Raw genomic sequence first — 25,603 nt, forward strand, 5'->3', positions numbered from 1 at the left:
CTTTTTTATTATGCAAGAAATTGCCGCATTTTATGAGATTGAATCTGCTCTAAAATCCTTCCTAAACCCCTAAAAAAAGGGTTTATCTGCTGAGTATCTGGTAAGTAATTCGATCTAAAACATATAGATAGTCCTGATGGTTTTCTATAAAATTCAATTCAGAAATATCAAGAATAAGCTGTTGGTCTGCAGGATAAGTTTTTAAAAAGTCTAGATATCCTCTATTGATTTTTTCTAAATAATCAGCTGTAATTTCAGATTCGTAAGACCTGCCTCGCTTAGCTATATTTTCAAGTAATCGCAAAGGATTTTGATAAAGGTAGATATATACCTGTGGAGCTATAACGTCTTTGTACATAAGGGAAAATAACTTGCGGTACAAGCTGTATTCCTCTTTAGACAAGGTTACATTCGCAAAAATGAGCGACTTGTTGATATCGTAATCGCTAATCATAAAGCTCTTAAAGAGATCTAGCTGCTTGGTGTCTTCCACAAACTGCTGATATCTATCTGCTAGAAAAGACATTTCCAATGGAAAGGCATACCGCTGTTGATCTTTATAGAACTTAGGAAGAAAAGGATTGTCTGCAAACCGTTCTAAAACCAATTTGGCATTAAAATCTGTTGCCATTTTGCTTGCTAACGACGTCTTTCCTGCACCAATATTGCCCTCTATAGTTATGAAATGATAGGCTGTAAACAACTCCTTAAGATTCTTGTATAATGGCTTATGGAAGGGCAGTAAAACGGAGACGTCTTTAGATTCCTGCAAAAGATTTCGACTATCTTTTTTCAAGATAGGATGATAGAATTGCGGCGCAATATCTGCCAAAGGCTTCAGAACAAATTTTCTAAATTGAAGTTGTGGGTGGGGGATATTTAGCTTCTCTGATTGAAGCACAAGGGAGTCGTAGTACAGTAAATCAATATCAATATTACGAGACTCATAGGTATTTGTCAATTTTCGTGAACGCCCCATCTGTATTTCCAGACCTAGGACTACCTCTAAAACTTCTAGTGGACTTTTATTTGTTTCTAAAGAAACACAGGCATTTAAAAACTCTTCTCCTTCGAAACCCCAAGCCGGACTCCTATATAATTTGGAGGTTTTAAGAATAGGACCAAGGCTATCATTTAATAAAAAGATAGCCTTCTGGATGTTGTAATACCGTACTCCAAGATTGCTGCCTAAGGATAAAATAATTGTTTTTGATAATGCCATACAAAAGACAAAGTAAGCAAAAGAAAAGCAGATTTATTTGATTTTTCAAAAGTACTGGAACTCCAGTTGGGAACTGGAACCAATATCTTCCTTGGAAGAAAGCTACTTTAGTTATATTTGCGTTCAAGAAATAAACAGGACTATGAATTTTTTGCGAAATTTTTTGGCGGCTATCCTTGGAACCTTGGTGGCTATGGGGATATTGTTTTTTATGTTTATTCTTTTAGTAAGCCTTCTCAATACCCAAGAGGCCGTAGTTGTGAAAAAAGATTCTGTATTAGAATTGCATATAAAATATCCCATTGTAGACTATAACAGTACAGATCAATCTGATCCTTTTAGCTTGTTTTTGGAAAGATCGCAGGGTCTAAATGACATATTAGATGCAATAAGTGTGGCAAAAGAGGACCCTAATATAAAAGGAATTAGCATAACCAATAATTTTCTGTCCACAGGTTTATCTTCTGTTCAGGCTATACGAAAGGCTCTTCAAGATTTTAAGGAAAGTGGCAAGTTTATTTATGCCTATGCCGACTATTATGCTCAAAAAGATTATTATTTGGCAAGTGTGGCCGACAGTATTTTTTTAAATCCGGTGGGGGCTTTAGACTTTAAGGGCCTTTCTGCCGAAGTACTCTTTTTTAAAAGCTTGCAAGAGAAAAGCGGTGTTAAAATGGAAGTCATAAGACATGGCAAGTACAAAAGCGCGGTTGAACCTTTTCTAGCGGATGAGATGAGCGAAGAGAACAGACAACAGATTACTGCTCTTTTGGAATCTTTTTGGAAAGAAATGATAAACGACATCAGTTATTCTAGAGATCTTAGTATAGAAGAATTAAATGTTGTCGCAGATACTCTTGGTGGAAGAAGTCCTAAATTTGCCAAACTCTCTGGTTTAGTTGACGGGCTTGTGCATTACGACGAATATGAAGGTAAATTAAAACGCAGGATGGAGCTTGATCAATCCAAGGAATTGAATACGATGGGCCTTTTAAAATATACCAGAATATCAAATACTAAAAGGCTCAGAAAGGGAAAGGACAAGGTAGCTGTTATTTTTGCACGAGGACAGATCCTGTACGGAGAAGGAAGTCCTGATGTAATAGGGCAGGGGGTAATGGTGAAAGCTATAAGGAAGGCAAAAGAGGACAAAACCGTTAAAGCTATTGTTCTAAGAGTAGATTCTCCCGGAGGGAGTCCTATAGTTGCAGATATTATTTGGAGAGAGTTAGAACTTGCAAAGAAAGAGAAACCTTTGGTAGTTTCTATGGGTAATATGGCAACCTCTGCCGGGTATTATATTGCCGCAGGGGCCAATAAGATTTTTGCAGAACCAACAACAATTACAGGCTCGATAGGTGTTTTTGGCACCATTCCTAATATGAGTGGATTAGCCGATAATATAGGAATAAATTCAGAACAGGTTGGTACCAATGCCAAATCGATCGATTATTCTCTTTTTGAACCAATGAGTGAAGATTTTAGGACAGTTTTTACTGAAAGTGTTGAAGAAGCTTATCAAATTTTCCTTGAAAGAGTAAGTGCAGGGCGGGATCTTAGTATTTCGGAAGTAGATAGTTTGGCGCAAGGCAGGGTTTGGAGTGGGGCAGATGCTAAAGAGAATGGCCTGATAGATGAGTTAGGCGGCTTAGAAGATGCAATAACGGCGGCTTCCGAGCTTGCCGAACTAAAAACCTATTCCTTAAAGAAATATCCAAAGTATAAGTCGAGCTTTGAACGACTAATGGAAGATATGGAAGGAGCAAGTTTAAAAGCCAAAGAAGAATGGGCAAAAAAACAGTTAGGTCCAGAGCTTTTCACTTTATTTAAAGAATTTAGGGAAGTAATGAATCAGAAAGGTGTTCAGGCTCGCCTGCCTTTTAGCCTAACAATAAAGTAAGTTAATGACAACTCGCGATAGGAAAAAGGCATACCGCATTTATATCTATTTAGGAGCTCTCTTTATAACTTCTCTAGTAGTTTCCAATTTAATATTTCAAAAATTCTTTTATTGGAAACCTTTTGGAGAGTTAAGTGTTTTTGGAGCTTCTCTATTTGAGATCTCTGTGGGAATACTTCCTTATCCAATTACTTTTTTAATTACAGATTTAATATCTGAGATCTTTGGAAGAAAAAAAGCCAATCAAATCGTAACTACAGGCATTTTTGCCTCCTTTTTTTCCATGGGAATTATTTTAGTCGCTGATTATGTCCCGGCAATTAATGCCTCTCCGGTAGATGATCAGGTGTTTAGCAAGGTCTTTGCACTTTCTCCATTAGCGGTGCTGGCATCTATGCTGGCCTATCTTTGTGCTCAATATGTGGATATAGCGATTTACCATTTTTGGAAAAGGCTTACAAAAGGCAGGTATTTATGGCTGCGGAATAATTTTTCTACCTTTTTATCTCAGATAATTGATACCACAACTGTGGTTGGCCTTCTATGTGTTTTTGGTGTTCTGCCCTGGAACTTATTTAAGGGTTTGGTTATTAGTGGAGTTCTTTTTAAAATCCTAATCGCCTTTCTGGACACCCCCTTTCTCTACCTTTTCGTATATCTATTTAGAAAGCAGTTTAATTTGGCAGTTGGGGAAGAAATAAACTTAGATGCCGAGGCCTAAGACTAAACTGTTACATAATCTTGGCAAAATCCTTTGCTTACTCACTTTTTTGTTTTCGATAAAAGGTATACTAATACTTCTTTTTTTTAGTTCTAAACGAACTGAGTCTCAATCTTATGAAAAAGAAATTATTAAAAATCACCGCCTTTGTACTCTTGCTTTTTTTAGGAATTCTCGTGGTTGCACCATTTTTTCTTGAAGCAAAGATTGGAGACCTTATTAAGACGAATGTTAATAATAGTATTCATGGCAGCTTGGATTTTAAAGAAGCTGATCTTAGTCTTATAAGAAGCTTTCCCAACGCAGAATTAACACTAAATCATGTAATTCTCCTATCTGAAAAAGGAATCTTCAAAGGGGATACCCTGTTTAAATCGAAGTCTATTTCCTTGAAAATGGGGTTAATGGAACTGTTTAATGGAGGTGGAAGTACTATTGGGATTACCAATCTTACCCTGGATAGGGCTGTTTTAAGCTTAAAGACTGAAAGGAATGCCGAGACGAATTTCGATATTGTTAAAAAGGAAGAATCCCATGCGCCTAGGCAGAACACTGGTGGAATGACCTTTTCATTAGAGACATATGAATTGTTAGATTCGGAAGTTAACTACCAGGATTATAGCTCTGGATTATTTTTTCAATTGAGTGAATTGAACCACGGTGGAGCAGGAGATCTAAGTTTGGATAAAAGTGAATTGAGTACAAAATCTACAGCTCTTATTAGTTTTACAGCATCCAATGTGCACTACTTAAATAAGACAAAGCTTCAATTGGAAGCCATATTGGGAATCGATCTAAAAACGAATACCTATTCTATTTTAGAGAATACAGGATATCTAAATAAACTTCCCTTAAATTTTAACGGCTTTGTAAAAAATCTTGATAAAGGGCAGCAGGTATCTCTGAAGTTCAGTACACCAACTTCAGATTTTGATAACTTCCTAGCGATTTTTCCGGAGCGCTATTTACAGGATATTGAAGAGGTAAAAACAACGGGAAAATTTAGCTTAAAAGGAGAAGTAGATGGCATATTTGATGAGAATCATATTCCTAGTTTTATCCTTCAAATGAGCGCAAAAGATGCTAGTCTGCATTATCCCAATCTCCCGAATTCCATTAGTGATATTAATTTAAAGCTAGAGATTAAGAACCAAAGTGGTTTGACCGAAGAAACAAGCATAGATCTAGAGAAGGCTAGTTTTGCCATTGATCAGGATCGTTTTGAATTAACGGCCAATTTAACGGACCTATTAGGCAATACGAGAGTACTTGGGCAGCTGTTATGTAATGTAGATCTAGAGAACATTTCTAAGGCATACCCTTTACCCGATGGCCAAGATTTGAAAGGTATTCTGAATGCTAATATTGCTGCATCTTTTGATATGGCTTCCTTAAAAAAGGAAGAATATGAAAACACCGCTTTAGATGGGTTTATAAAGGTGAAAGACCTAAAATATAAATCAACTTATTTTAATAAATCTCTGACTGTTTCCAAGGCGCTTATGAATTTATCTTCTTCTAAAGTATCGCTCAATAGTATGAAAGGAGGATTGGGAAATACAGATTTTACAGTAGATGGAACAATTTATAACTTCTTAGGGTATATGTTTAATGAAGAAGAGGTTAAGGGGAGTTTTAAACTGAGCTCGGATACTTTTGATATAGGGGATTTTGTCACAAAAAGTGATGCCAAAGCAGCGGAAGCGAAAAAAAAATCTGCCGAGCCAATGACGAGCTTAACAGAAGAACGAATACAAGTACCGGCATTTCTAAACTGTATAGTAGAGGCCGAGGCCAACAAGCTTATTTATGATAATCTTATTTTAAAAAATGTAAGCGGTAAATTAAAAATCGCGGATGAGAAAGTAGAGCTCCTAGATGTTCAGTCCAACCTATACGAAGGTGTTGTTAAACTAAATGGATTTGCCAATACCAAAGGAGATGCCTCCGTTTTTTCTATGAAACTACATATGAAAAACCTGAATTTAGAGGATTCATTTAAGAAGATGGAGTTTTTTAGAGTCCTGGCGCCCATGGCCAAAGCTTTAGAGGGAAAACTGAATTCAGAAATAGAGGTTTCGGGAGCACTGAAAGAAGACTTCACACCAGACTTGGGTACTATTTCAGGAAATATGCTCTCCGAACTTTATGCCTTAAAAATAAACCCGAAGGATGCCAAAATCTTAAATGCCCTAAATGCTCGATTGAGTTTTATTGAGGTAGAAGAATTTGATTTACAAACTTTAAAAACAGTTTTTTCTTTTGAAAACGGTAGGGTTACTGTTAAGCCTTTTACTCTAAATTATAGAGATATTGGCATGACTGTGGAAGGGAGTCATACATTTGATCAAAAATTGAACTATAAAATGCAAATGGAGGTTCCAACCAAATATTTGGGAAGGGAGGTAAATTCCTTGATGAGTTCTATAGGAGATAAAGAATTAGAGAATTTTAGACTTCCAGTGAATGCCACCGTCGGCGGAACTTATAAGGAACTGCAGGTAGATACCGACCTCAGTTCTAGCATTAAAGAGTTAAGCTCAAGACTAGTAGAGGTTCAAAAACAAAAACTTATAAAAAAGGGTTCGGAGAAGACCGGTAAATTACTTGCAGATGTTTTAAAAGATAAGAATAGGGGGGAAGATTCCTTGAATTCTACAGAATCTAAGACTTTGGAGTTAACAGATGCACTTGAGGGTGTTTTATCTAATTCAAAAAAAGAAAAAGATTCAACATCTAATATTGGGAAGGATGATGCTCAACCTGGCTTAAGTAAAAAAGCCAAGGGACTATTGGGAAATATTTTAGGGGCTCCAAAAGAAAAATCAAATTCTTCCGATACTAACAAAGATTCCACTAACTAATGCCCAGAGAAACATAAAGTCCCTCATTTCCTCTAATATTGAAAACCGTATTGTCTTCGAAAATAAAATACTGCCCTTTAATTCCTTTTAATACGCCTTTGTACTCGCCGACTTTTTTAAGATTTAGACTCTTTACCTTCTCAGGGTATTGAAGAACTGGAAATTGTAGATGCGTTTCATTTTGGGTTTCAATGAAATAATCAAGGGCTTCTTCAGGGATAAAGGGTTTTAATTTTCGCCGCCATCCTATTAAATCTTCCTCGTCTATTTGATTGGTTAACATCTTACGCCAGTTTGTCTTATCGGCCACATGGGATTTAAGTGCCACTTCGGTAATGCCAGCCAAATATCGATTAGGCACTTCCACAATTTCAATGGCTTCATGTGCCCCCTGATCTATCCAACGCGTAGGCACCTGTGATTTCCTCGTAACCCCAACCTTAACATTACTGGAATTAGCTAAATAGACGATATGAGGTTGTAATTGAACTTTTTTTTCATATGCTAAGTTCCGATCTTCTTTTCCCAGATGCGCAGTACTTAATTCAGGACGCATTATCCAATCTCCTGCCGAGGGTGTTTCAAAAAAGCAACTCTGGCAGAACCCTTGACGAAAAATAGGTTTGTCTAAATGACAATTAAGACACTCGTAATGCAAAAAAGTAAACTCTACTGATTTGTTTAATACTTGGTTTACATTTAAAAAATCATTTTTAAATTCCATATAGTACTGAATTGGCTCTCCTATTTCAGTAAACATTTTCCGTAATACTCCTTCGTACTGCATCTTCTGTATTTTAACTAAATATCATTTGAAAATTCTATCTTTAAGAACTAGATTTAGACCACCAAAGATACCTAAAAATGCCAATACCTTTATTTAATTCTATCGCCTCATGGCTATTAAAAAAGCGCTATCACCAGATAGAACTATTTTTAAAATACCCGGGGGAAGTGCAAGAAGAGGTATTGTTTCAGCTATTAGAAATTGCAGAAGACACACAAATAGGTCGCCAATACGATTTTGAAACCATTTCGTCCTATAAGACGTTTGCTGAAAGAGTTCCGATTAGTACTTATGAGGAGATTGAACCCCTCATTGAAAGAACCAGAAAAGGAGAACAAAATATTTTTTGGCCAACTTCTATCAAATGGTTTGCTAAAAGCAGTGGTACAACAAATGCCAAAAGTAAGTTTATTCCCGTAAGTACCGAAGCCTTAGAGGATTGTCATTATAAATCAGGAAAGGACTTACTTTGTTTGTACCTGAATAACAATGAGAATTCGCAATTATTTACAGGTAAAAGTCTAAGGCTTGGAGGTAGTAAGGAGCTTTATGAGGATAATGGCACCTTCTTTGGAGATTTGTCGGCTATTTTAATAGACAACATGCCGTTTTGGGCAGAGTTAAGCAGTACTCCTAGTAGTAAAGTTTCCTTAATGAGTCAATGGGAGACAAAAATGCATGCCATTATCAAAGAAAGTATTCAAGAAAATGTTACAAGTCTGGCTGGGGTGCCATCTTGGATGTTGGTTTTACTTTCTAATGTCTTAGAAGCTACTGGTAAGAAAAATATTCACGAAGTGTGGAACAATCTTGAGGTATATTTTCACGGAGGGGTAAGTTTTAACCCATACAGGGAACAATACAATCAATTACTACCGAAGGCAGATTTTAAATATTATGAAATCTATAATGCTTCAGAAGGTTTTTTTGCCATTCAGGATAGGAATAATGCCGAGGACTTGTTGTTAATGCTAGACTATGGAATTTTTTATGAATTTATTCCTATGGAGTTTTATGGGCAAGAAGATCAGAAAGAGGTGCCCTTATGGGAAGTAGAGTTGAATAGAAATTATGCAATAATTATTAGTACCAATGCCGGTTTATGGCGTTATCAAATAGGAGATACCGTACGTTTTACATCTACCAATCCGTATCGGATAAGAGTTACAGGACGCACAAAACACCATATCAATGCCTTTGGGGAAGAGCTAATTATTGAAAATGCAGAAGAGGCGTTAAAGAACAGTTGTCTAAAAACGGGCGCTGAAATAATGGACTATACAGCGGCACCAATTTTTATGTCCTCTAACACAAAAGGGGCTCATGAATGGATTATTGAATTTCGCAGGGCTCCTGATGATATAGATTACTTTACCGAAGTTTTAGACAACGCTCTTAAATCCTTAAACTCTGATTACGAGGCTAAAAGGTATAATAATATGACTTTAAAAATGCCATTGGTACATCAGGCAAGAAAGGGTTTGTTCTACGATTGGCTTAAGTTAAAGGATAAATTAGGTGGTCAGCATAAAATCCCCAGGCTTTCTAATGAACGTATTTATCTCAATGAATTGTTAGCCTTAAACAAATAAAAGTTTCTATTCACTGCCATAAGCTTTTGTAAGAAATTCCTTTGTTTTCATTCCTATATCGATGAAAAACATCCAATGAACAAAAAAATATCGTATTTGATGATATAATGTTCAATTTGCATCCTCAAAACTTAACCCTTACGAATTACATAAACTAAACTATTATGGCTGAACGACTTGTTATCTTGTCTGATATGTGGGGTTCCAAAAAGGGACTTTGGATTACCTCTTACCTTGGTTACTTACAACAATACTTTGATATTGTCTTTCACGATTCAAGACATCTTTCAGACATAAGGTTAACGAATAATCCCAACCAAACCATGGTAGAAGCTTTGCATCAAGGTGGGTTAAATACCGCAGTGGTTCAATTATTAAATAAGGAAAAAGAAGCTTCTCATTATTTAACGTTTGGTGCAGGAGGAACAATTGCCTGGAAGGCCGGACTTACTGGTTTGCCAATAAAATCCTTAACCGCATTGTCTCCATTAGATGTTCATCTTTTTGATGAAAAACCAGATAGTAAGATAAAATTGGTATATGGGGAATATCACGAAAACTTACCTTCTAACCGATGGGCTACTCACTTAGACTTAGACATGGAAGTTGTTCCTAAATTCGGGAGAGACTTATACAGCGATGAAAAGATTATCCAAAAAACCAGTTTGGAATTATTACAAGGGCTACTTAAAAACACATTAACTTTTAGGAAACGGCCTTTAGTTTCTTAATGGTTTCGTAAGATAATTTATTTTCAGCATAAGGTTTGGTAACCTTAAATTCCGTTTCATCTGAGCTAGGTAATTCGAACATTGCATCCGTAAAAACAGCCTCGCATAGAGATCTTAACCCTCTGGCACCCAGTTTGTATTCAATAGCCTTTTCTACAATATAATCCAGAGCCTGGTCGGTAATTTTAAATTCTATCCCGTCCATAAGAAAGAGTTTCTGGTACTGTTTTATAATAGCATTTTTTGGTTCCGTGAGAATTGCCCTTAACGTTTTCTGGTCTAACGGATTCATATGGGTTAAAACAGGTAACCTTCCAATAATTTCTGGTATTAGGCCAAAGTCTTTTAAGTCTTTTGGAATAATATATTGCAGCACATTGGTCTCATCTAGATTTTCTTCTCGCATGGAAGCACTATAACCAATAGCCTGCATATTGAGCCTTTTATTGATGATTCGTTCAATTCCGTCGAAGGCGCCACCTGCTATAAAAAGAATATTTTCAGTGTTTACTTCAATAAACTTTTGGTCGGGATGTTTTCTCCCACCTTTTGGCGGTACATTAACCATGGTACCCTCTAGAAGTTTAAGAAGGCCTTGTTGCACGCCCTCTCCGGATACATCCCTTGTAATAGAAGGGTTGTCACTTTTTCTTGCAATCTTGTCAATCTCATCAATAAAAACAATGCCTCGTTCTGCTTTTTCCAAGTTGTAGTCTGCTGCCTGTAAAAGTCTGGTGAGAATACTTTCCACGTCTTCACCAACATAACCGGCTTCAGTTAATACAGTCGCATCAACAATGGCCAAAGGTACATTTAACATTTTGGCAATAGTTTTTGCCATAAGTGTTTTTCCAGTTCCGGTTTGACCAACCATCACTATATTACTCTTTTGAATTTCTATATCTTCATCTTTAGACTTTGGTTGCAAAAGTCTTTTATAATGATTGTAAACGGCTACGGATAAAACTTTTTTGGTGCGTTCTTGACCAATTATAAAAGTATCCAGGAAATCCTTAATTTCCAGTGGCTTTTTCAAGACTAATTCAGAGGAAAGATCGTCGTTTTTTGACTGCTTAGATTCCTCCGCAACTATCCCATGTGCCTGTTCTATACAACGATCGCATATATGCGCGTCTAGACCAGCAATTAACAAATTGGTCTCGGGTTTTTTTCGCCCGCAAAAAGAACATTCTAAATTTTCCTTTGCCATATTTCTAACTTCATTACAAAACAATAACGCCTTAACACTAATTTTGGTTCATTAGAACTTTGAAAATTTCCAAAGTTCTTAACCAGCCCGTTGAGGAATTAATTTTTATCTCTTTCCAAAATTTCATCAATCATACCATATGCTTTGGCTTCATCGGCCTTCATCCAGTAGTCTCTGTCGCTGTCCTCGTAAACTTTATCGAATTTCTGACCACTGTGTTTGGAAATGATTTGATAAAGTTCGTCTTTTATTTTTAGTACTTCCTTTGCTGCAATTTCAATATCACTAGCCTGTCCTTGTGCTCCAGACATAGGTTGGTGAATCATTACTCGAGAATGGGTAAGACCACTTCGTTTACCAGATTCTCCGGCACATAGCAAAACGGCTGCCATAGAAGCTGCCATTCCGGTACAAATTGTTGCCACATCCGGTTTAATAAACTGCATGGTATCATAAATTCCAAGTCCGGCATAAACACTGCCTCCTGGAGAATTAATATAGATCTGTATATCTTTAGACGAATCTGCACTTGCTAAAAATAACAACTGAGCTTGTACAATATTTGCAACTTGATCATTTATCCCAGTGCCCAAAAATATTATTCTATCCATCATAAGGCGCGAAAAAACATCCATTGCTATGGCGTTTAATTGTCTTTCCTCTATAATGTTAGGGGTCATACTTACGGGATACATACTGCTCAGTGTTCGCTCATAATAGGTGCTACTTATTCCTTGGTCTTTTATGGCGAAGTCTTTAAACTCTTTTCCGTAATCCATATTTTTTGTACTGTTTTTTCTTAAAAAAAAGGTGCCGAATTATATACTTCCGGCACCGTAAATATACTTAATATATTTTTGAAATTTTAGCCGTAAACTTCTTTTACAAAGTTGTCATAGCTAACTTCTTTTTTCTTTAGATTTGCCTTTTCCTTGTATAAGGTTAGAAGCTTCTGACTCATAAGTTGTTCCGAAAGCCTTCTGGCTTCATCCTGGTTACTCAAAACTCTCGCAGCAATTCCTTCTAATTCTTCTTCTGGAGGATTCAGCTGCCCGTATTGAGCCATTTGACTCTTGATAAATCCTTTGGCGAATTCTTTTAACTCTTCAAATTGAATCTCAATATTATTATCCTTAATAATCTTTCCTTCAATTAGCTGATATCGAAGGCCTTTTTCGGATTTTTCATATTCATCATTGGCTTCTTCTTCTGTCAACGGATTTTCCCCAGTGGTTTGAATCCATTTTTTTAAGAAGTCGGAGGGTAAATCAAACTTTATAGTTTCAATAAGGCGCTCTGTAATATCATTAAGTAATTTCTGGTCTGCCTGCTGCTCAAACTGTTTCTCAGCATCTTCTTTAATTTTATCCCTCATCTCTTTTTCAGAAGAGACCGTATCCTTTCCGAAAACCTTGTCGAATAACTCCTGGTCTAATACAGCAGATTCCCTTTGGTTTATTTCTTCAATGGTAAAACTTACGTCAATAGCTAGTTTATCTGCCTTTTCTTTTGAAATTCCAAGTGCTCCGGATAAAAGATACTCTTCCTTAAATAAGCCTTTAGTTTTAAGTACAACAGTATCCCCGACCTTTTTCCCAACTAATAAATCTATTGCCTTCTTACTTTTTAAGTTTTCAAGTTCCAAGGTAGTCTTATTGTCTATTTCAGCTTCTTCATTAACAAAGGTGCCACTTACCTCATTTCCTTTTTCAACCGCTTCTTTGCTAATTAACTTGCCGTATTGTTTTTGTATCCGATCCACCTGTTCGTCGATCATCTTTTTGTCTGCTACTATTTTATACTGAGTAACTGGTTTTTTAGTCTTTAGGGCTACCTCAAAACTAGGAGCTAAGCCCAGCTCAAATTCAAAAGAAAAATTATCCGTATCCCAATTAAAATTGTCTTGTTGTTTGGGAAGTGGGTTGCCTAAAACATCTAGTTTTTCTTCTGTCAGGTATTTGTTTAGATTATCTTGTATGAGCTTGTTTACTTCGTCAACCAAAACAGCTTTGCCGTATTGCTTTTTAATCAGGCCCATAGGCACCTGGCCTTTACGAAATCCGGGAATATTCGCTTGCTTTTTGTAGTCTTTTAAGATTTTTTCGACCTTGTCGCTATAGTCTTCTTTTTTAATATCAAGTTTTACAATAGCGTTTAAATCGTCTATTTGCTCTTTTTGAATTTCCATGGGTCTCTTAAATTTGCTTTCTAAAATGGGAGGCAAAAATACTATTTTTTGTAAAGTAGACCAAGTTTTGACGCCCATAAAGGGCTTTAATCAAAATAGTTTAACTCTCTTTTAAGAAGGAGAACAGAAATGACTCTAAGAAAGTTAAGAGCAGACTAAACAAAAGAGCCCACCAGATAGAACTTACGGTAAAACCACTAATAAAATTGTCTGCTAATAAAATGATTATTGCATTAATAATTAATAGAAATAACCCAAAAGTTACAATGGTAATAGGGAGAGTTAGAATAACCAGTAATGGTTTTACAATAAAATTCAATAAACCTAGAACAATGGCCACTATAATTGCGGTAGTGTAAGAATCAACACCAACTCCAGGAAGTATTTTGGAAAGTATAACTACGGCAAGAGCGCTTAATAAAATTCTTAAGATTAGATTCATTGGTTTGGTTTTTGGTTATTAAAAAAGGTATCAATAATTAAATTGATACCCTTAAATATACTTAAAAAAATGTTTATTTTATATATAACCCTGTATAGTCTAACGGTTCAACACCCGGGAGGTTAGATCCAAATTTGGCATTTATAGAAGCAATCATAGCGTTTGCTACTAAGGCATAACCCCTTGGGGCAGGATGTATCCCGTCTAAGGAAAATCCTCCTCCAGTGGCATAGGTCGATGTTACCACACTGCCATCACTCAAGGTTATCCCAGTTTCATTAACCTCTTCTAAAAGTGCTTTAGCATCTACGAAAGCAAGATCGTACTGCTGTGCCAGTGCCTCTATGGTCTGATTATAAGCTGCTGCTGCAATGGAGGCAATCTCCTGTTCTTGAGGAGTTAAAACCCACTTATCTTCCAGTGGAACTGCCACCCCGTTAATAGAAGTAGGATCATTAGGATTGGCTAAAGTCCCGATTATTGTTTGAGAGGTAAAAACCAATAAATCTTCGGCCGTAGCCTGTCTAATATTAATAAGATTTGGATTAAAACCAGTTAAATCGGTAAGGTCTTCGTCTAAGAGAACCACAGCATTTGTTTCTCCAGCACTGAAAACGATTTGCCGGGCAGCTGCCTCTTCGGCGGTTATAATATTTAGACCAGCAAGTTGCATTACTCCTCCATTATAAAGTGCATATGCACCATTTAATAGCTCTGCTGTGGCTGCATCCAAGGGTACTGGATTATGAGGGACAGTTGTGAAATACGGTAATACTTTTAGGTCTGGTAAGTTTGCAATGACTCCTTTAGCACCATTGGCAGTCATGGCCTGTAAAATACCATTGTATGCAGCTGCAAATACATTAGGATCAGAAATATCGTTGTTCTCGTAAGTCGTCGGATCTAAGTTTCCAGTTTGATCTATACCATCTCCACCGGCAATTGCATAGTTTAACGCATCTAGATTTCCTACCCATAGGGAAAAAAATGTCGGATTCTGGGCCAGGGCATCCGCAACAACGGTAGACGAACCGGAGCTGGCAAATCTTGCGTAATATGGGTTGGCCAGACCTGCTGCTACCCCAGCCACGTTCCCGTATCCTGGAGCCAATAAATGGTAACTTTTTGCACCTGGAACCCCTAAATTATTAAAAGGGCCAGTTAGCTTGTTCGAGATTTCTGTAGTTCCTGTACCTTCTACTTCAACCGGGTTGGGAGATCCAGTGGAGAAGTCAAGAATAAGTCTGTTATTGCTTATTGGAATGCCACCAAGAGTCATGCCGCCCAGGTTGTCGGCCATAAAAGGAATACTAAACTCTCCGCCGCCTGCTAAGGCAAAATTAGATGCTAACATATTAGGGAAAGAAGCAGTCTGGCCATCAATAAATAGGGCAGAATCAGAAAAACCTGCCGACAGAGAGTTTCCCAGGGCAACGTAGGTGGTAAAATCGGCACTACCACTAGTATATTCAATTTCTGGTTCTGGTGGGATACTGCTGCCTCCATCATCGTTGTTACACGCTAATAAAAATATGGTGCCACCTAATAGCATAAAAAACTTCTTCATCGTCTTCTTTTTGAGTTAGGAACTGCGCCTATCTTCATAATAGACGTCGGCGTAAAATTAATTAAAATTGTAAGATTGACAATTGAAACGGCAAAATAATTATGCATGCATAGTAAATACCCTGCTTTTTTACGAATTTAGGAAAGCCAAGGATTGCAAGTAAAATGCATCTGGCTTTTCTGCGTGAAGCCAATGCCCAGCATTTGCTATAGTATCTAAAGACATATGTGGAAAGTGTTTCTTCATATTTTCCAAATCCTCTTTTTGGATATAATCAGAGTCTCCACCTCTTATAAAAAGAGTGCTGCCTTGAAACTGTTCCGTATCCTCAAGGGCGCTGCCAATTTCCTCCATTTTATTCTGTAAGACTGCTAAGTTAAATCTAAAAGCCAGCTGCTTTTTGTCTTTCCAATAGAGGTTTTTTAATAGGAATTGCCGAATACCAAAATCCTTTAGGTATTTTTCTAGCTCCATATTGGCCTTATTCCTACTGTCAATTTCCTTTAAATCTAACTGCCCAACTGCGTCCAGAATGTGCTTGTGATGCGGCGGATAGTATTTGGGTGCTATATCAGCAATAATCAATTTACCTACTAAATGAGGGTAGTTGCAGGAAAATTCCATTACCGTTTTACCTCCCATAGAGTGCCCGATAAAATCGGCTTTATTAAGCCGGTGAAATTCCATATAGTCTTTGAGGTCCTTGGCCATTTCCTCATAATTAAAAACCTCTGACCAAAAGCTTTTACCGTGATTACGTTGGTCTATCAGATGTACTTCAAACCCATCTACGGCAAATTTATTTCCAAGGCTTTTCCAATTGTCAGACATACCTAAAAAACCGTGTAGAATACATAAAGGTTTTCCTTGGCCTAGTATTTTGGAATGTAGTATCTGCATTATTTAAGTTTTTCTAAGTATTTCCCAATAACATGCTTAAAACCAAAATAGAGCGATTCCGAAACCAGGGCATGTCCAATGGATACCTCTAGAAGATTGGGAATTTGTTCTCTAAAAAACTGGATATTCTCCAAATTCAGGTCATGGCCCGCATTTAGACCAATTCCAAGTTCTGTGGCTCGTTTCGCCGCCATAATAAAAGGCGTAATCCCATTTAAATCACCACTTTCATAAGATTTGGAATAGGCCTCGGTATATAGTTCAATTCTATCCGTGCCAGTCTGCAATGCTCCTTCCACCATGGCAATATCAGGATCTACAAATATAGAAGTGCGTATCCCTCTTTCCTTAAAAACACGTATAGTTTCCTTTAGGAACTTTCCATGTTTAAGGGTATCCCATCCAGCGTTAGATGTAATAGCATCTACAGCATCCGGAACTAGTGTTACTTGAGTAGGTTGAATCTCTAGGACTAAGGTGATAAACTTTTCTATAGGGTTTCCTTCAATATTAAGTTCTGTTTGAACCACCCCTTTTAAATCCCGAGCATCTTGATATTTTATGTGTCTTTCATCTGGCCTAGGATGAATGGTAATCCCTTGGGCTCCCATAGACTCAATATCCTGGGCCACTCTTAAAAGGTTTGGTACATTACCTCCTCTAGAATTACGAAGCGTTGCTATTTTATTAATGTTGACACTAAGTTTCGTCATTTTGTCAAATTTGTAATTTTTACAGCCCAAAAATACAAATAAGGCATGCCTTTTGATGTTTAAAATTAGTATTTTGCGTAAGAATTATAGGTTATGTACATTCAATCACATATCATAGAGACAATTCCCGCCTTCGAACTGAAGGATACAATTAAAGATGTGATTCATTTCTTTAAACACACAACCTATTCTCATGTGGCAATTGCAGACCAAAGCGTATTTGTAGGATTATTGCCGGAAAATGATTTGGAAACCTTTGAGAAAGGCAAGCTCATAGAAGATTATAAGTATAATTTAGAATCTTTTTTCGCTACCAAAAAGACTTCTTGGTTAGATGTTTTAGAAAAATTTGCTAGGAACAACGCAAACTTATTACCCATTCTTGATGAAGAAGCCCGGATCCTAGGATATTATGATTTAAATGATATTGTAGGGGTATTTATTGATACGCCATTTTTTACAGAGCCTGGAGGTATTTTGGTCGTTGCCAAAGGAATTAAAGACTACTCCTTTAGTGAGATTGCACAGATCGTAGAGAGTAATAATACAAGACTCTGGGGTGCTTTTATCACAGAAGTTAGAAATGATGTGATCCAAATTACTCTTAAACTAAGCGATGGTAACTTTGGAGAGGTAGTACAGACTTTTAGGAGGTACAATTACAGTATCCTTTTCGGAAACAAGGATGATCAGTTTATAGAAAATCTTAAAGAACGCTCCGATTACCTGGATAAATATCTAAATGTCTAGGAAAAAGCGGTTGGTCTTGTTAGAATATCAAATGCCTTAGCACACTTTTATGAAAATTGCAATTTATGGCCAGGTTTATGAAAATGATACTTTGGACTACGTCTTGGTACTCTTAAAGGAGTGTCAATTAAAAGCGGTTGAAGTATTTATTGAAGAAGAGCTGTATGTCAAACTTACGGAATTATCGGAGGTGGAGTTTTACAAAACTTTTTCAAAAAAAGAAGGATTGGACGCTTCTTTTAAGATGTTTGTTAGCTTTGGGGGGGATGGCACTATTCTAAGAGCAGTTACATATGTCCGGGATTTGGGCATTCCTATCGTAGGTGTTAATACGGGGCGATTAGGATTTTTGTCTACCTTAAAAAAAGAAGAAGTTAAAAGGGTAGTAACAGATTTTCTGGAGGGGAGTTACCAAATTGAGGAAAGGAGTCTGGTGGAAGTTCAAGCAGATTTTGCTATTCCGGAGTTTAAGGAATATAATTTTGCCTTAAATGAAGTGTCTATTAGTCGTAAGGATACCACTTCAATGATTACTGTTGAGACATATTTAAATGACGAATACCTTACTTCCTATTGGGCCGATGGTCTCATAATAGCCACTCCTACCGGTTCTACAGGATATTCTCTAAGTTGTGGGGGGCCGGTAATTAATCCTGATGTAAAATCTTTAGTTATTACGCCAATAGCACCGCACAATCTTAACGCCAGACCTTTGGTGATTTCTGATGACACGGTTTTAAGACTAAAAGTCTACGGAAGAGAAGAACAACATTTGGTATCCTTAGATTCCCGTATAGCTAGCTTGGATAACGAAAAAGAGATTACGGTTAAGAAAGCCGATTTTACCGTAAAAATGATTGCCTATAACTCTGAAAGTTTTTTAGATACATTAAGAAACAAGTTGCTTTGGGGGCAAGACAAGCGGAATTAGAGTGCTACACCAAACAATAAAACCATTTAAAAACTGTTTATCAAAAGTAATTTAGAGCCTAAATGTTAATTCAGGAAAAATTCTCATTTATTCTATTTAAAAACTTTTGACATTAATGAGGGCGTTCATTGTTGTAATTATGTTATTTCTATCGGGAGTATTAGCTGCCCAAACCTACGAAGTGGGAGTATTTGGCGGAGGTACTAATAATATAGGTGATGTAGGACGGACCAATTATATTGCCCCTTCCGGTCTGGCAATTGGTGGACTTTTTAAATGGAACAAGAGTAAGCGCTATGCTTATAGAGGCAGCATTATATACGGTAACTTTACTGCCGATGATACTAAATCGTCTATGTCCTCCAGACAACAAAGGGCTTATAGCATGGATAACTCTGTTTTGGAGTTTTCCGCTGGCCTGGAGTTTAACTTTCTGGATTATAACCTGCACAAGCTCGGACCAGCGTTTACCCCTTACCTTTATACGGGCCTGACGTATTTTCGATACGAGTATAAATATTTTGATGCCGGACAAATTCAGGATATTGATCAAAAAGATGGTACTTTTGCAATTCCTATGACAGTAGGATTAAAAGCAAGGTTAAATCAATTTTTGATTATAGGTGCTGAGATTGGAGCTCGCCTTACGTTTACGGATAATTTAGATGCAAGTAATCCGGAGGGTTCCAATTTTGAACAGTTTGCCTTTGGGAATATTTTCAGTGATGATTGGTATGTATTCTCAGGAATTACCGTAACTTATACCTTTGGAAGAAAACCTTGTTCCGATTGTTTTGAGTAATACTTAGTATGAATTCCAAGAATGAATTAATTGAAGAACGTCTCCCTAAACACTTAGCCATCATAATGGATGGGAATGGAAGATGGGCCAAGGAAAAAGGAAAGTTACGTGTTTTTGGCCATGAACACGGGGTTAAAACCGTACGCCTAATCACCGAAAAATGCGCAGAAATAGGTATCAAATACCTCACCCTATATGCATTTTCCACAGAAAACTGGAAACGGCCTAAAATAGAGGTGGAAACCTTAATGCGACTGCTAGTTTCTTCTTTAAAAAGAGAACTACCCCTCCTGCATAAGAATGATATTAAACTAAATGCTATTGGCAATATTGAATCCTTGCCAGCAAGGGCACTCAAAGAATTAAACGAGGTTATTGCAAAAACCGCCGAAAATAAAACAATGACCTTAACTCTAGCCCTGAGCTATGGCGCTAGAGAAGAAATAAAAAATGCCGTTCAATGTATAAGTGCCAAAGTTAAAAATAATATAATTTCTCTCGAAAGTATTGATGAAACCATTATAAATAACCATCTTTACACGCGAAATTTACCAGACGTAGACTTGCTGATCCGAACTAGTGGAGAACATAGGATTAGCAATTTTTTGCTTTGGCAAATTGCGTATGCCGAATTATATTTTATTGACGTATTTTGGCCCGATTTTAGCGAGCAACATTTGCTAGAAGCTATAAAGAATTACCAGCACAGAGAACGAAGATTTGGAAAAACTAGCGAACAACTCAACTAGCGGTATGAAGAAGTTCATATCACTTGAACTTCTGATATTAATCTTAGCCATATTTTTTACCACCTTTACATCTGCTCAAGATCCTTCTGGAAGAGGGGGCAAAAAGTATATTCTAGGTGGTATAGAAGTTATTGGTCTTCAAAGTTATAACGAGCAAACAGTTAAAACATTTACAGGCCTACGGGACGGACAACCTATTACGGTGCCGGGGGATCAGATAAGTGCAGTTATTAAAAAGTTATGGGATCTGGAACTTTTCAGCGATATAGAATTTTATATAGACCGAATTGAAGACGAAACCATATACCTGCAACTCGAAATTGTAGAAAGACCTACACTCTCAAAAGTAACTATCTACGGTATTAAAAAGAAGAAAGTAGATGAAATTATCAAGGAGACAGACCTTAAAAAAGGAAAAAAAATAACAGAGAGTTTTATTGCCAATACCAAGAATTATATTGAAAACAAGTATAAGAAGCTGGGTTATTTCAATGCAAATGTCAATATAGCCACCGCCGTGGATACCTCGGATACGAATGCGGAGAGTATGGTAGTGAATATAAAAACAGGAAATAAGGTTAAGATTGGTAAGATAGATATTGAAGGAAATAAGATGATTTCCGATAAAAAACTTAAGAAATCTCTTAAAAACACCAAACAGAAACTCTTTGGTAGGGTTTGGAAAAAATCAAAATATATCGAAGAGGATTACAAGGAAGATCTTACTTCTTTGGTAGATGCCTATGCAGAAAAAGGATATCGAGATGCCAGAATACTATCGGATTCTGTTATTGTAGTAGGAGAAAATACTATAGATATTAAACTAAATGTAGAAGAAGGCAACAAATATTATTTCGGGGAAATCGATTTTGTCGGTAACTCGGTTTATACAGATGCCCAATTGGGTCAGGTTCTTGGAATTAAAAAAGGGGATACCTACAACGGAGTATTGCTTCGTGAGCGAATTGCGGACGAAACCAAGCCCGATGGAGAAGATATAACTAATTTGTATCAGAACAATGGCTATTTGTTCTCCCAGATTAATCCTGTGGAAGTTTCTGCTCAAAATGATACTATTAATTTTGAGATAAGAATAATTGAAGGGAAAGAAACTTTTCTAGACCATGTTATCGTGGTAGGAAATGACAAGACTAACGATCATGTAATTTATAGGGAACTTAGAACCCGACCTGGACAAAAATACAGTAAGGATAATATTGTAAGAAGTGTTAGAGAACTGGGACAACTTGGATTTTTTGATGCGGAACAAATAAAGCCAGATATTGTAAATCCCGATCCAAATGCAGGAACTGTAGACTTAAAATATAGTCTGGTTGAATCGGGGGCTAGTCAGATTGAACTCCAAGGGGGTTATGGTGGGGGTGGATTTATAGGAACCTTAGGTCTTTCGTTTAATAATTTTTCTATTAAGAATATATTTAATGGAGAAGCTTATAATCCCGTTCCAATGGGAGATGGGCAAACTTTTGGTCTGCGTTTGCAGGCAAGTAGAACTTTTAGAGTTTACAGTCTTAACTTTTCGGAACCTTGGTTAGGAGGTAAAAAGCCAGTTCGATTTAATTTTTCAGTATCTAGAACCCAGCAATTTTTGGCATCCTTTAGTAATTCAGGAAGGGTTGAGGTAAATAAAGATCAGCAGTTCTCTATTACGGGGGCATCTGTTGGAATAGCGAAAAGATTGCAGTGGCCTGATGATTTCTTCACGATTTCACATTCTTTGGGCTATCAACTATACGATTTTCAGAATTACAATGCTGGACTTTTTAATTTTGGTAACGGACGATCTAATTCTCTTGCCTATACGGTAGGTTTGTCTAGAAGTTCCGCAGGACCTGGAAGAATTTTTCCAATGACGGGTTCAGTATTTGAGATTTCTGCCAAAATGACTCCTCCGTATTCCTTATTTAATGATAAAGATTATGCCGCTTTAAAGGATAGAAGTGATGAACTAAATCTTATAGCCCAAGAAAGACCGCTAACACCCGCAGAAATTCAAGAACAAGAGGCCATAGAACAAGAAAGATTTAGATGGTTAGAATACTTTAAGGTGAAATTTAAAGGAGATTGGTTTACGCGAATTGTCGGAAAACTGGTCTTACGAACCAATGTAGAATTTGGTTTCTTGGGGAATTATAACAGCGATGTTGGGAAAGTTCCTTTTGAGAGATTCTTCCTAGGTGGTGACGGACTCGGAGGTAACTTTACCCTAGATGGTCGTGAGACAATTCAATTAAGGGGTTATGAAAACAACTCTTTAACACCTATAGACCCAGTTACTGGTCAACAAGAAGGAGGTATAGTGTTTAATAAATACTCTCTAGAATTGCGATACCCGATCACCCTAAAACCCTCGGCTTCTATTTATGCACTGTCATTTTTAGAGGCTGGTAATGCTTTCAACAATTTTCAGGAATATAATCCGTTTCTACTAAAACGATCGGCCGGAGTGGGGGTGCGTATTTTTATGCCGGCCTTTGGTCTATTAGGAATAGACTTTGGTTATGGATTTGATGAGGATCTCAGACCTCAGTCCGCAGGAACAGGACCAAGTGGGTGGCAAACTCACTTTATTATAGGTCAACAATTCTAACCAATGCACATTTCTAATATTAACAAAAGGTAATCCACTCATTTTAAAATAATTAGTAATTTTGGCACGATATTTTCTATGTACTAAAACAGATTAGAAATGAAGACAAAAGTTCTTTTATTTATAGGGTGTGTTTTCCTTTCATCTTATGTGTTTTCACAAAGAGGGGTAAGAATAGCATATGTAGACATGGAGTATATCCTTGAAAATGTGGAGGAGTACCGAGATGCAACAGCTCAATTGGCAGAGAGAGTACAGAGGTGGAAAGTAGAAATTGAGCAAAAGCAGAGTGAAGTTGAACAGATGAAGAACGACCTGATGGCCGAGAAAGTTCTACTTACAGATGAATTAATTTCGGAGAGAGAAGAGGAAATTCAGATTCTGGAAACGGAAATGATTGAGTACCAACAAAACAGATTTGGACCTAAGGGAGATTTAGTATTGCAAAAGCAAAGGCTAATTCAGCCTATACAAGACCAGGTTTTTAATGAGGTACAAACTATTGGGGCGAATAAAAAATACGATTTTATTTTTGATAAATCGGCGGATGTTGTAATGTTGTACTCCCAAAAAAGGCATGATATCAGTGAATTAGTTCTTAGAGGCATATCTAGAACAAGGAAAGTAAGCAAGCCAAAAGGGAAGCCTAAGCAAAAAAGTCAGCTCGAAAACTTTGAAAGCGAAGAGGAAGAAGTAGTTAGTGATGCGCTTTTGGAAAGACAGGCAAGGGCGAAAGAAGCAGAAGAAACAAGGGCAAAGACCGCAGAAGAAAGGCGGGAGGAACAATTAAAACTCAGAGAAGAACGTAAAAAGGCTTACGAAGAAAGAAGAAATAAATTGTTACAGGAAAGAGAAGCCAAGAGAAAAGAAAAAGAATTAGAAAGAAAACAGGCAACGGAAAAGAAGGAAAATTCAGAAAACTAAAACTCAATTAAATATATTAACACTCAAATAGTAAATTAGAAGATTATGAAACAGTTTAAGAAGGTAGGGGTAGTCGTAGTATTGTTTTTAGCAGTTACTAGCTTTGTAAATGCTCAAAGCAAGGTTGCGCATATTAATGTTACGGAATTATTAGGGCAAATGCCAGAAATGATTGCGGCCCAGGCAGAACTTAAGAAACTGCAAGAAACCTATAGAGCAGATATTGAAAGCTCTATGACTGAGCTAAAGAATAAATATACGCAGTATTCTAATGAAGCAGCAACAAAGTCTGAAGAGGAAAACCAAAAGAGAGCCCAGGAATTACAGGGTTTTGAAAAGAATATTGGAGAAGCTCAACAGGCTGCTCAGCAGGAATTGCAGAAAAAGCAGGCCGAATTGTTTGAGCCTATATCTCTAAAAGCTAAGGCTGCTATTGAAAAAGTAGCTGCTGCCCAAGGATATGATTATGTAATTGATGCTACACAGGGTGGAGGATTAATCGTGGCCACAGGTAGAGATCTATTGGCTGAAGTAAAACAAGAATTAGGTTTTTAAATCTAAAATGTATTCTAGAGATTAATAAAAGAGACCGTTTTTTAACGGTCTTTTTTATTGGTCTTAAGTCTCGTAAATGTTAACTTAGACTTAGTAGATATCAATGGTAAATAAGAATGCTTTAACCCTAGAAGATAATAATGAATAATGGTCCTATAGGTATATTTGATTCAGGGGTAGGCGGACTTACGGTCTGGAAGGAAGTTCATAATTTACTTCCCCAGGAATCTTATATTTATTTGGCGGATAGTAAGAACGCTCCCTATGGAGATAAATCTACCCCAGAGATTATCTCGTTAAGTAAAAAAAATGTAGACTTCCTTATCTCTAAGGGTTGTAAACTAATTGTGGTGGCCTGCAATACCGCTACAACAAATGCTATTAAGCTGCTTAGGCAGACCTATGAAATACCTTTTATAGGGATAGAACCAGCAATTAAACCGGCAGCCTTAAAGACTTCAACCGGAAGTGTTGGTGTCTTAGCGACTAAAGGTACCTTGGCTAGCTCACTCTTTCAGAAAACATCCAAAGACTACGGCAAAGAAATTCACATCTTGGAAAAAGAAGGCAAAGGTCTTGTTCCATTAATTGAAGCTGGACTTATCGATAGGAAAGAAACGGAGGAACTTTTAAATTCTTATATACAACCAATGCTTAAAGCGAATATCGATAGCTTGGTTTTAGGATGTACCCATTATCCTCTTCTCATTCCACTGTTGCGTAAAATACTTCCTGAAAATGTAGAAATTATCGATTGCGGAAGAGCCGTTGCAAAACAGACCAAGGCTGTTTTAAAGAATAAAAATCTATTAAGTAAAAATAGTAAAGAGCATTTTCTAGAGTTTTATACAAATTCCGATAAGGAGGCTTTGGAATATTTTCTAAAAAATTATGGAATCCAAAATTCGGTGTTTACCTCTGTATTTTAGTATACAAAAAATTATCATTTGTTATTTCGTACCCGGATATATGTTCTGTAACTAAAATCATATGCGTGTCTATCATCTTTTGGGTGATATTCTTCTTTGATTAATTCCCATTGCTTAAGATCTACAGTTGGAAAAAATGTATCTGCCTCAAAAGACTCATGTACTCTGGTGAGTTCTAAAATATCCGCATAAGGCATTGCCAATTTGTATATTTCTCCTCCACCAATAATAAAGCTTAATTCGTCTTCGCTTACCAGATCAAGTGCATCTTCTAAAGAGTTCACGACTACACACAGAGGTAAGTTTATTTGGTAATTTGGGTCTCTACTAATAACTATGTGTGTCCTGTTACTTAGGGGCTTGGGAAAGCTTTGAAAAGTTTTACGACCCATAATTATTTTATGCCCGGAGGTAAATTGTTTAAAACGCCTAAAGTCGTCTGGTAAATGCCATAAAAGGTCATTGTTTTTCCCCAGAGAGTTATTCTCTCCCAATGCCGCAATCATACTTATTTT

The 25,603-nt window shown here is 36.9% G+C and carries 23 protein-coding genes; 13 read left to right on the forward strand and 10 right to left on the reverse strand.

Annotation, left to right across the window (positions count from 1 at the left end):
- Positions 1–82: 82 nt before the first annotated feature.
- Entirely contained in the window at positions 83–1,222 is a 1,140-nt protein-coding gene (folK, locus tag PXG98_RS06140; RefSeq protein ID WP_276389620.1) for a 2-amino-4-hydroxy-6-hydroxymethyldihydropteridine diphosphokinase, read from the reverse strand.
- A 142-nt stretch (positions 1,223–1,364) separates the two neighbouring features.
- Here folK and sppA point away from each other — a divergent pair, with 142 nt between their 5' ends.
- The 3 genes from sppA (at position 1,365) to PXG98_RS06155 (ending at position 6,707) form a co-directional block, all read left to right on the forward strand.
- On the forward strand, positions 1,365–3,122 hold the full coding sequence (gene sppA, locus PXG98_RS06145; protein WP_276389621.1) for a signal peptide peptidase SppA: 1,758 nt from the start codon (positions 1,365–1,367) through the stop codon (positions 3,120–3,122).
- 4 nt (positions 3,123–3,126) lie between these two features.
- On the forward strand, positions 3,127–3,843 hold the full coding sequence (locus PXG98_RS06150; protein ID WP_276389623.1) for a queuosine precursor transporter: 717 nt from the start codon (positions 3,127–3,129) through the stop codon (positions 3,841–3,843).
- 116 nt (positions 3,844–3,959) lie between these two features.
- Positions 3,960–6,707: an AsmA-like C-terminal region-containing protein gene (locus PXG98_RS06155; protein ID WP_276389625.1), complete on the forward strand. Its 2,748-nt coding sequence runs from the start codon at positions 3,960–3,962 to the stop codon at positions 6,705–6,707.
- Here the strand turns inward: PXG98_RS06155 and PXG98_RS06160 are convergent.
- Complete coding sequence (locus tag PXG98_RS06160) at positions 6,700–7,494, reverse strand: DUF2797 domain-containing protein (RefSeq protein WP_276389626.1); 795 nt, start codon at positions 7,492–7,494, stop codon at positions 6,700–6,702. The two genes, PXG98_RS06155 and PXG98_RS06160, sit on opposite strands and share 8 nt — an antisense overlap.
- A gap of 77 nt (positions 7,495–7,571) precedes the next feature.
- Here PXG98_RS06160 and PXG98_RS06165 point away from each other — a divergent pair, with 77 nt between their 5' ends.
- Together PXG98_RS06165 and PXG98_RS06170 are read left to right on the forward strand one after the other, a co-directional pair.
- The gene (locus PXG98_RS06165) at positions 7,572–9,086 is read left to right on the forward strand and encodes a GH3 auxin-responsive promoter family protein (protein WP_276389628.1); all 1,515 of its coding nucleotides are present in this window, start codon (positions 7,572–7,574) and stop codon (positions 9,084–9,086) included.
- A gap of 164 nt (positions 9,087–9,250) precedes the next feature.
- Positions 9,251–9,817, forward strand: a complete 567-nt coding sequence (locus PXG98_RS06170; protein WP_276389630.1) for a hypothetical protein — start codon at positions 9,251–9,253, stop codon at positions 9,815–9,817.
- Here the strand turns inward: PXG98_RS06170 and clpX are convergent.
- The 7 genes from clpX to PXG98_RS06205 all read right to left on the reverse strand — a co-directional run bounded on the left by clpX (position 9,792) and on the right by PXG98_RS06205 (position 16,837).
- Positions 9,792–11,027 (reverse strand): ATP-dependent Clp protease ATP-binding subunit ClpX, encoded by a 1,236-nt coding sequence (gene clpX, locus PXG98_RS06175; RefSeq protein WP_276389631.1) that lies wholly within the window; start codon positions 11,025–11,027, stop codon positions 9,792–9,794. The two genes, PXG98_RS06170 and clpX, sit on opposite strands and share 26 nt — an antisense overlap.
- Before the next feature lie 98 nt (positions 11,028–11,125).
- A complete protein-coding gene (gene clpP / locus PXG98_RS06180) occupies positions 11,126–11,806 on the reverse strand; it encodes an ATP-dependent Clp endopeptidase proteolytic subunit ClpP (RefSeq protein WP_276389633.1) in 681 nt (226 codons plus the stop codon).
- Positions 11,807–11,892: 86 nt separating this feature from the next.
- On the reverse strand, positions 11,893–13,215 hold the full coding sequence (tig, locus tag PXG98_RS06185) for a trigger factor (RefSeq protein ID WP_276389635.1): 1,323 nt from the start codon (positions 13,213–13,215) through the stop codon (positions 11,893–11,895).
- Positions 13,216–13,315: 100 nt separating this feature from the next.
- A complete protein-coding gene (locus PXG98_RS06190) occupies positions 13,316–13,657 on the reverse strand; it encodes a phage holin family protein (protein ID WP_276389636.1) in 342 nt (113 codons plus the stop codon).
- Positions 13,658–13,730: 73 nt separating this feature from the next.
- Positions 13,731–15,224, reverse strand: a complete 1,494-nt coding sequence (locus PXG98_RS06195) for an SGNH/GDSL hydrolase family protein (RefSeq protein ID WP_276389638.1) — start codon at positions 15,222–15,224, stop codon at positions 13,731–13,733.
- Positions 15,225–15,353: 129 nt separating this feature from the next.
- Entirely contained in the window at positions 15,354–16,124 is a 771-nt protein-coding gene (locus tag PXG98_RS06200) for an alpha/beta fold hydrolase (protein WP_276389639.1), read from the reverse strand.
- Positions 16,124–16,837, reverse strand: coding sequence for a pyridoxine 5'-phosphate synthase (locus tag PXG98_RS06205; RefSeq protein WP_276389641.1), 714 nt, complete (start codon positions 16,835–16,837; stop codon positions 16,124–16,126). The genes PXG98_RS06200 and PXG98_RS06205 overlap by 1 nt, the downstream gene beginning before the upstream one ends.
- A gap of 93 nt (positions 16,838–16,930) precedes the next feature.
- Here PXG98_RS06205 and PXG98_RS06210 point away from each other — a divergent pair, with 93 nt between their 5' ends.
- From PXG98_RS06210 to murI, 8 genes are all read left to right on the forward strand, one after another.
- Positions 16,931–17,587 (forward strand): CBS domain-containing protein, encoded by a 657-nt coding sequence (locus PXG98_RS06210; RefSeq protein WP_276389643.1) that lies wholly within the window; start codon positions 16,931–16,933, stop codon positions 17,585–17,587.
- 49 nt (positions 17,588–17,636) lie between these two features.
- The gene (locus PXG98_RS06215) at positions 17,637–18,518 is read left to right on the forward strand and encodes an NAD kinase (RefSeq protein WP_276389645.1); all 882 of its coding nucleotides are present in this window, start codon (positions 17,637–17,639) and stop codon (positions 18,516–18,518) included.
- A 115-nt stretch (positions 18,519–18,633) separates the two neighbouring features.
- A complete protein-coding gene (gene porG / locus PXG98_RS06220; RefSeq protein ID WP_276389648.1) occupies positions 18,634–19,320 on the forward strand; it encodes a type IX secretion system protein PorG in 687 nt (228 codons plus the stop codon).
- 8 nt (positions 19,321–19,328) lie between these two features.
- Positions 19,329–20,069 carry an isoprenyl transferase gene (locus PXG98_RS06225; protein WP_276389649.1) on the forward strand — a complete coding sequence of 247 codons (741 nt, stop codon included), beginning with the start codon at positions 19,329–19,331 and terminating at the stop codon, positions 20,067–20,069.
- A 4-nt stretch (positions 20,070–20,073) separates the two neighbouring features.
- On the forward strand, positions 20,074–22,680 hold the full coding sequence (locus tag PXG98_RS06230) for a BamA/OMP85 family outer membrane protein (RefSeq protein ID WP_276389652.1): 2,607 nt from the start codon (positions 20,074–20,076) through the stop codon (positions 22,678–22,680).
- Between the two features lie 99 nt (positions 22,681–22,779).
- A complete protein-coding gene (locus PXG98_RS06235; RefSeq protein WP_276389654.1) occupies positions 22,780–23,604 on the forward strand; it encodes an OmpH/Skp family outer membrane protein in 825 nt (274 codons plus the stop codon).
- A gap of 45 nt (positions 23,605–23,649) precedes the next feature.
- Positions 23,650–24,159 carry an OmpH/Skp family outer membrane protein gene (locus PXG98_RS06240; protein ID WP_276389656.1) on the forward strand — a complete coding sequence of 170 codons (510 nt, stop codon included), beginning with the start codon at positions 23,650–23,652 and terminating at the stop codon, positions 24,157–24,159.
- Between the two features lie 140 nt (positions 24,160–24,299).
- Positions 24,300–25,088, forward strand: coding sequence for a glutamate racemase (gene murI / locus PXG98_RS06245; RefSeq protein ID WP_276389658.1), 789 nt, complete (start codon positions 24,300–24,302; stop codon positions 25,086–25,088).
- 14 nt (positions 25,089–25,102) lie between these two features.
- Here the strand turns inward: murI and PXG98_RS06250 are convergent, their stop codons facing one another.
- Complete coding sequence (locus PXG98_RS06250; protein WP_276389835.1) at positions 25,103–25,594, reverse strand: dihydrofolate reductase; 492 nt, start codon at positions 25,592–25,594, stop codon at positions 25,103–25,105.
- Between the last annotated feature and the right edge of the window lie 9 nt (positions 25,595–25,603).

Origin of the sequence: Eudoraea chungangensis (assembly GCF_029360665.1) — a bacterium.
Taxonomy (GTDB): domain Bacteria; phylum Bacteroidota; class Bacteroidia; order Flavobacteriales; family Flavobacteriaceae; genus Eudoraea; species Eudoraea chungangensis.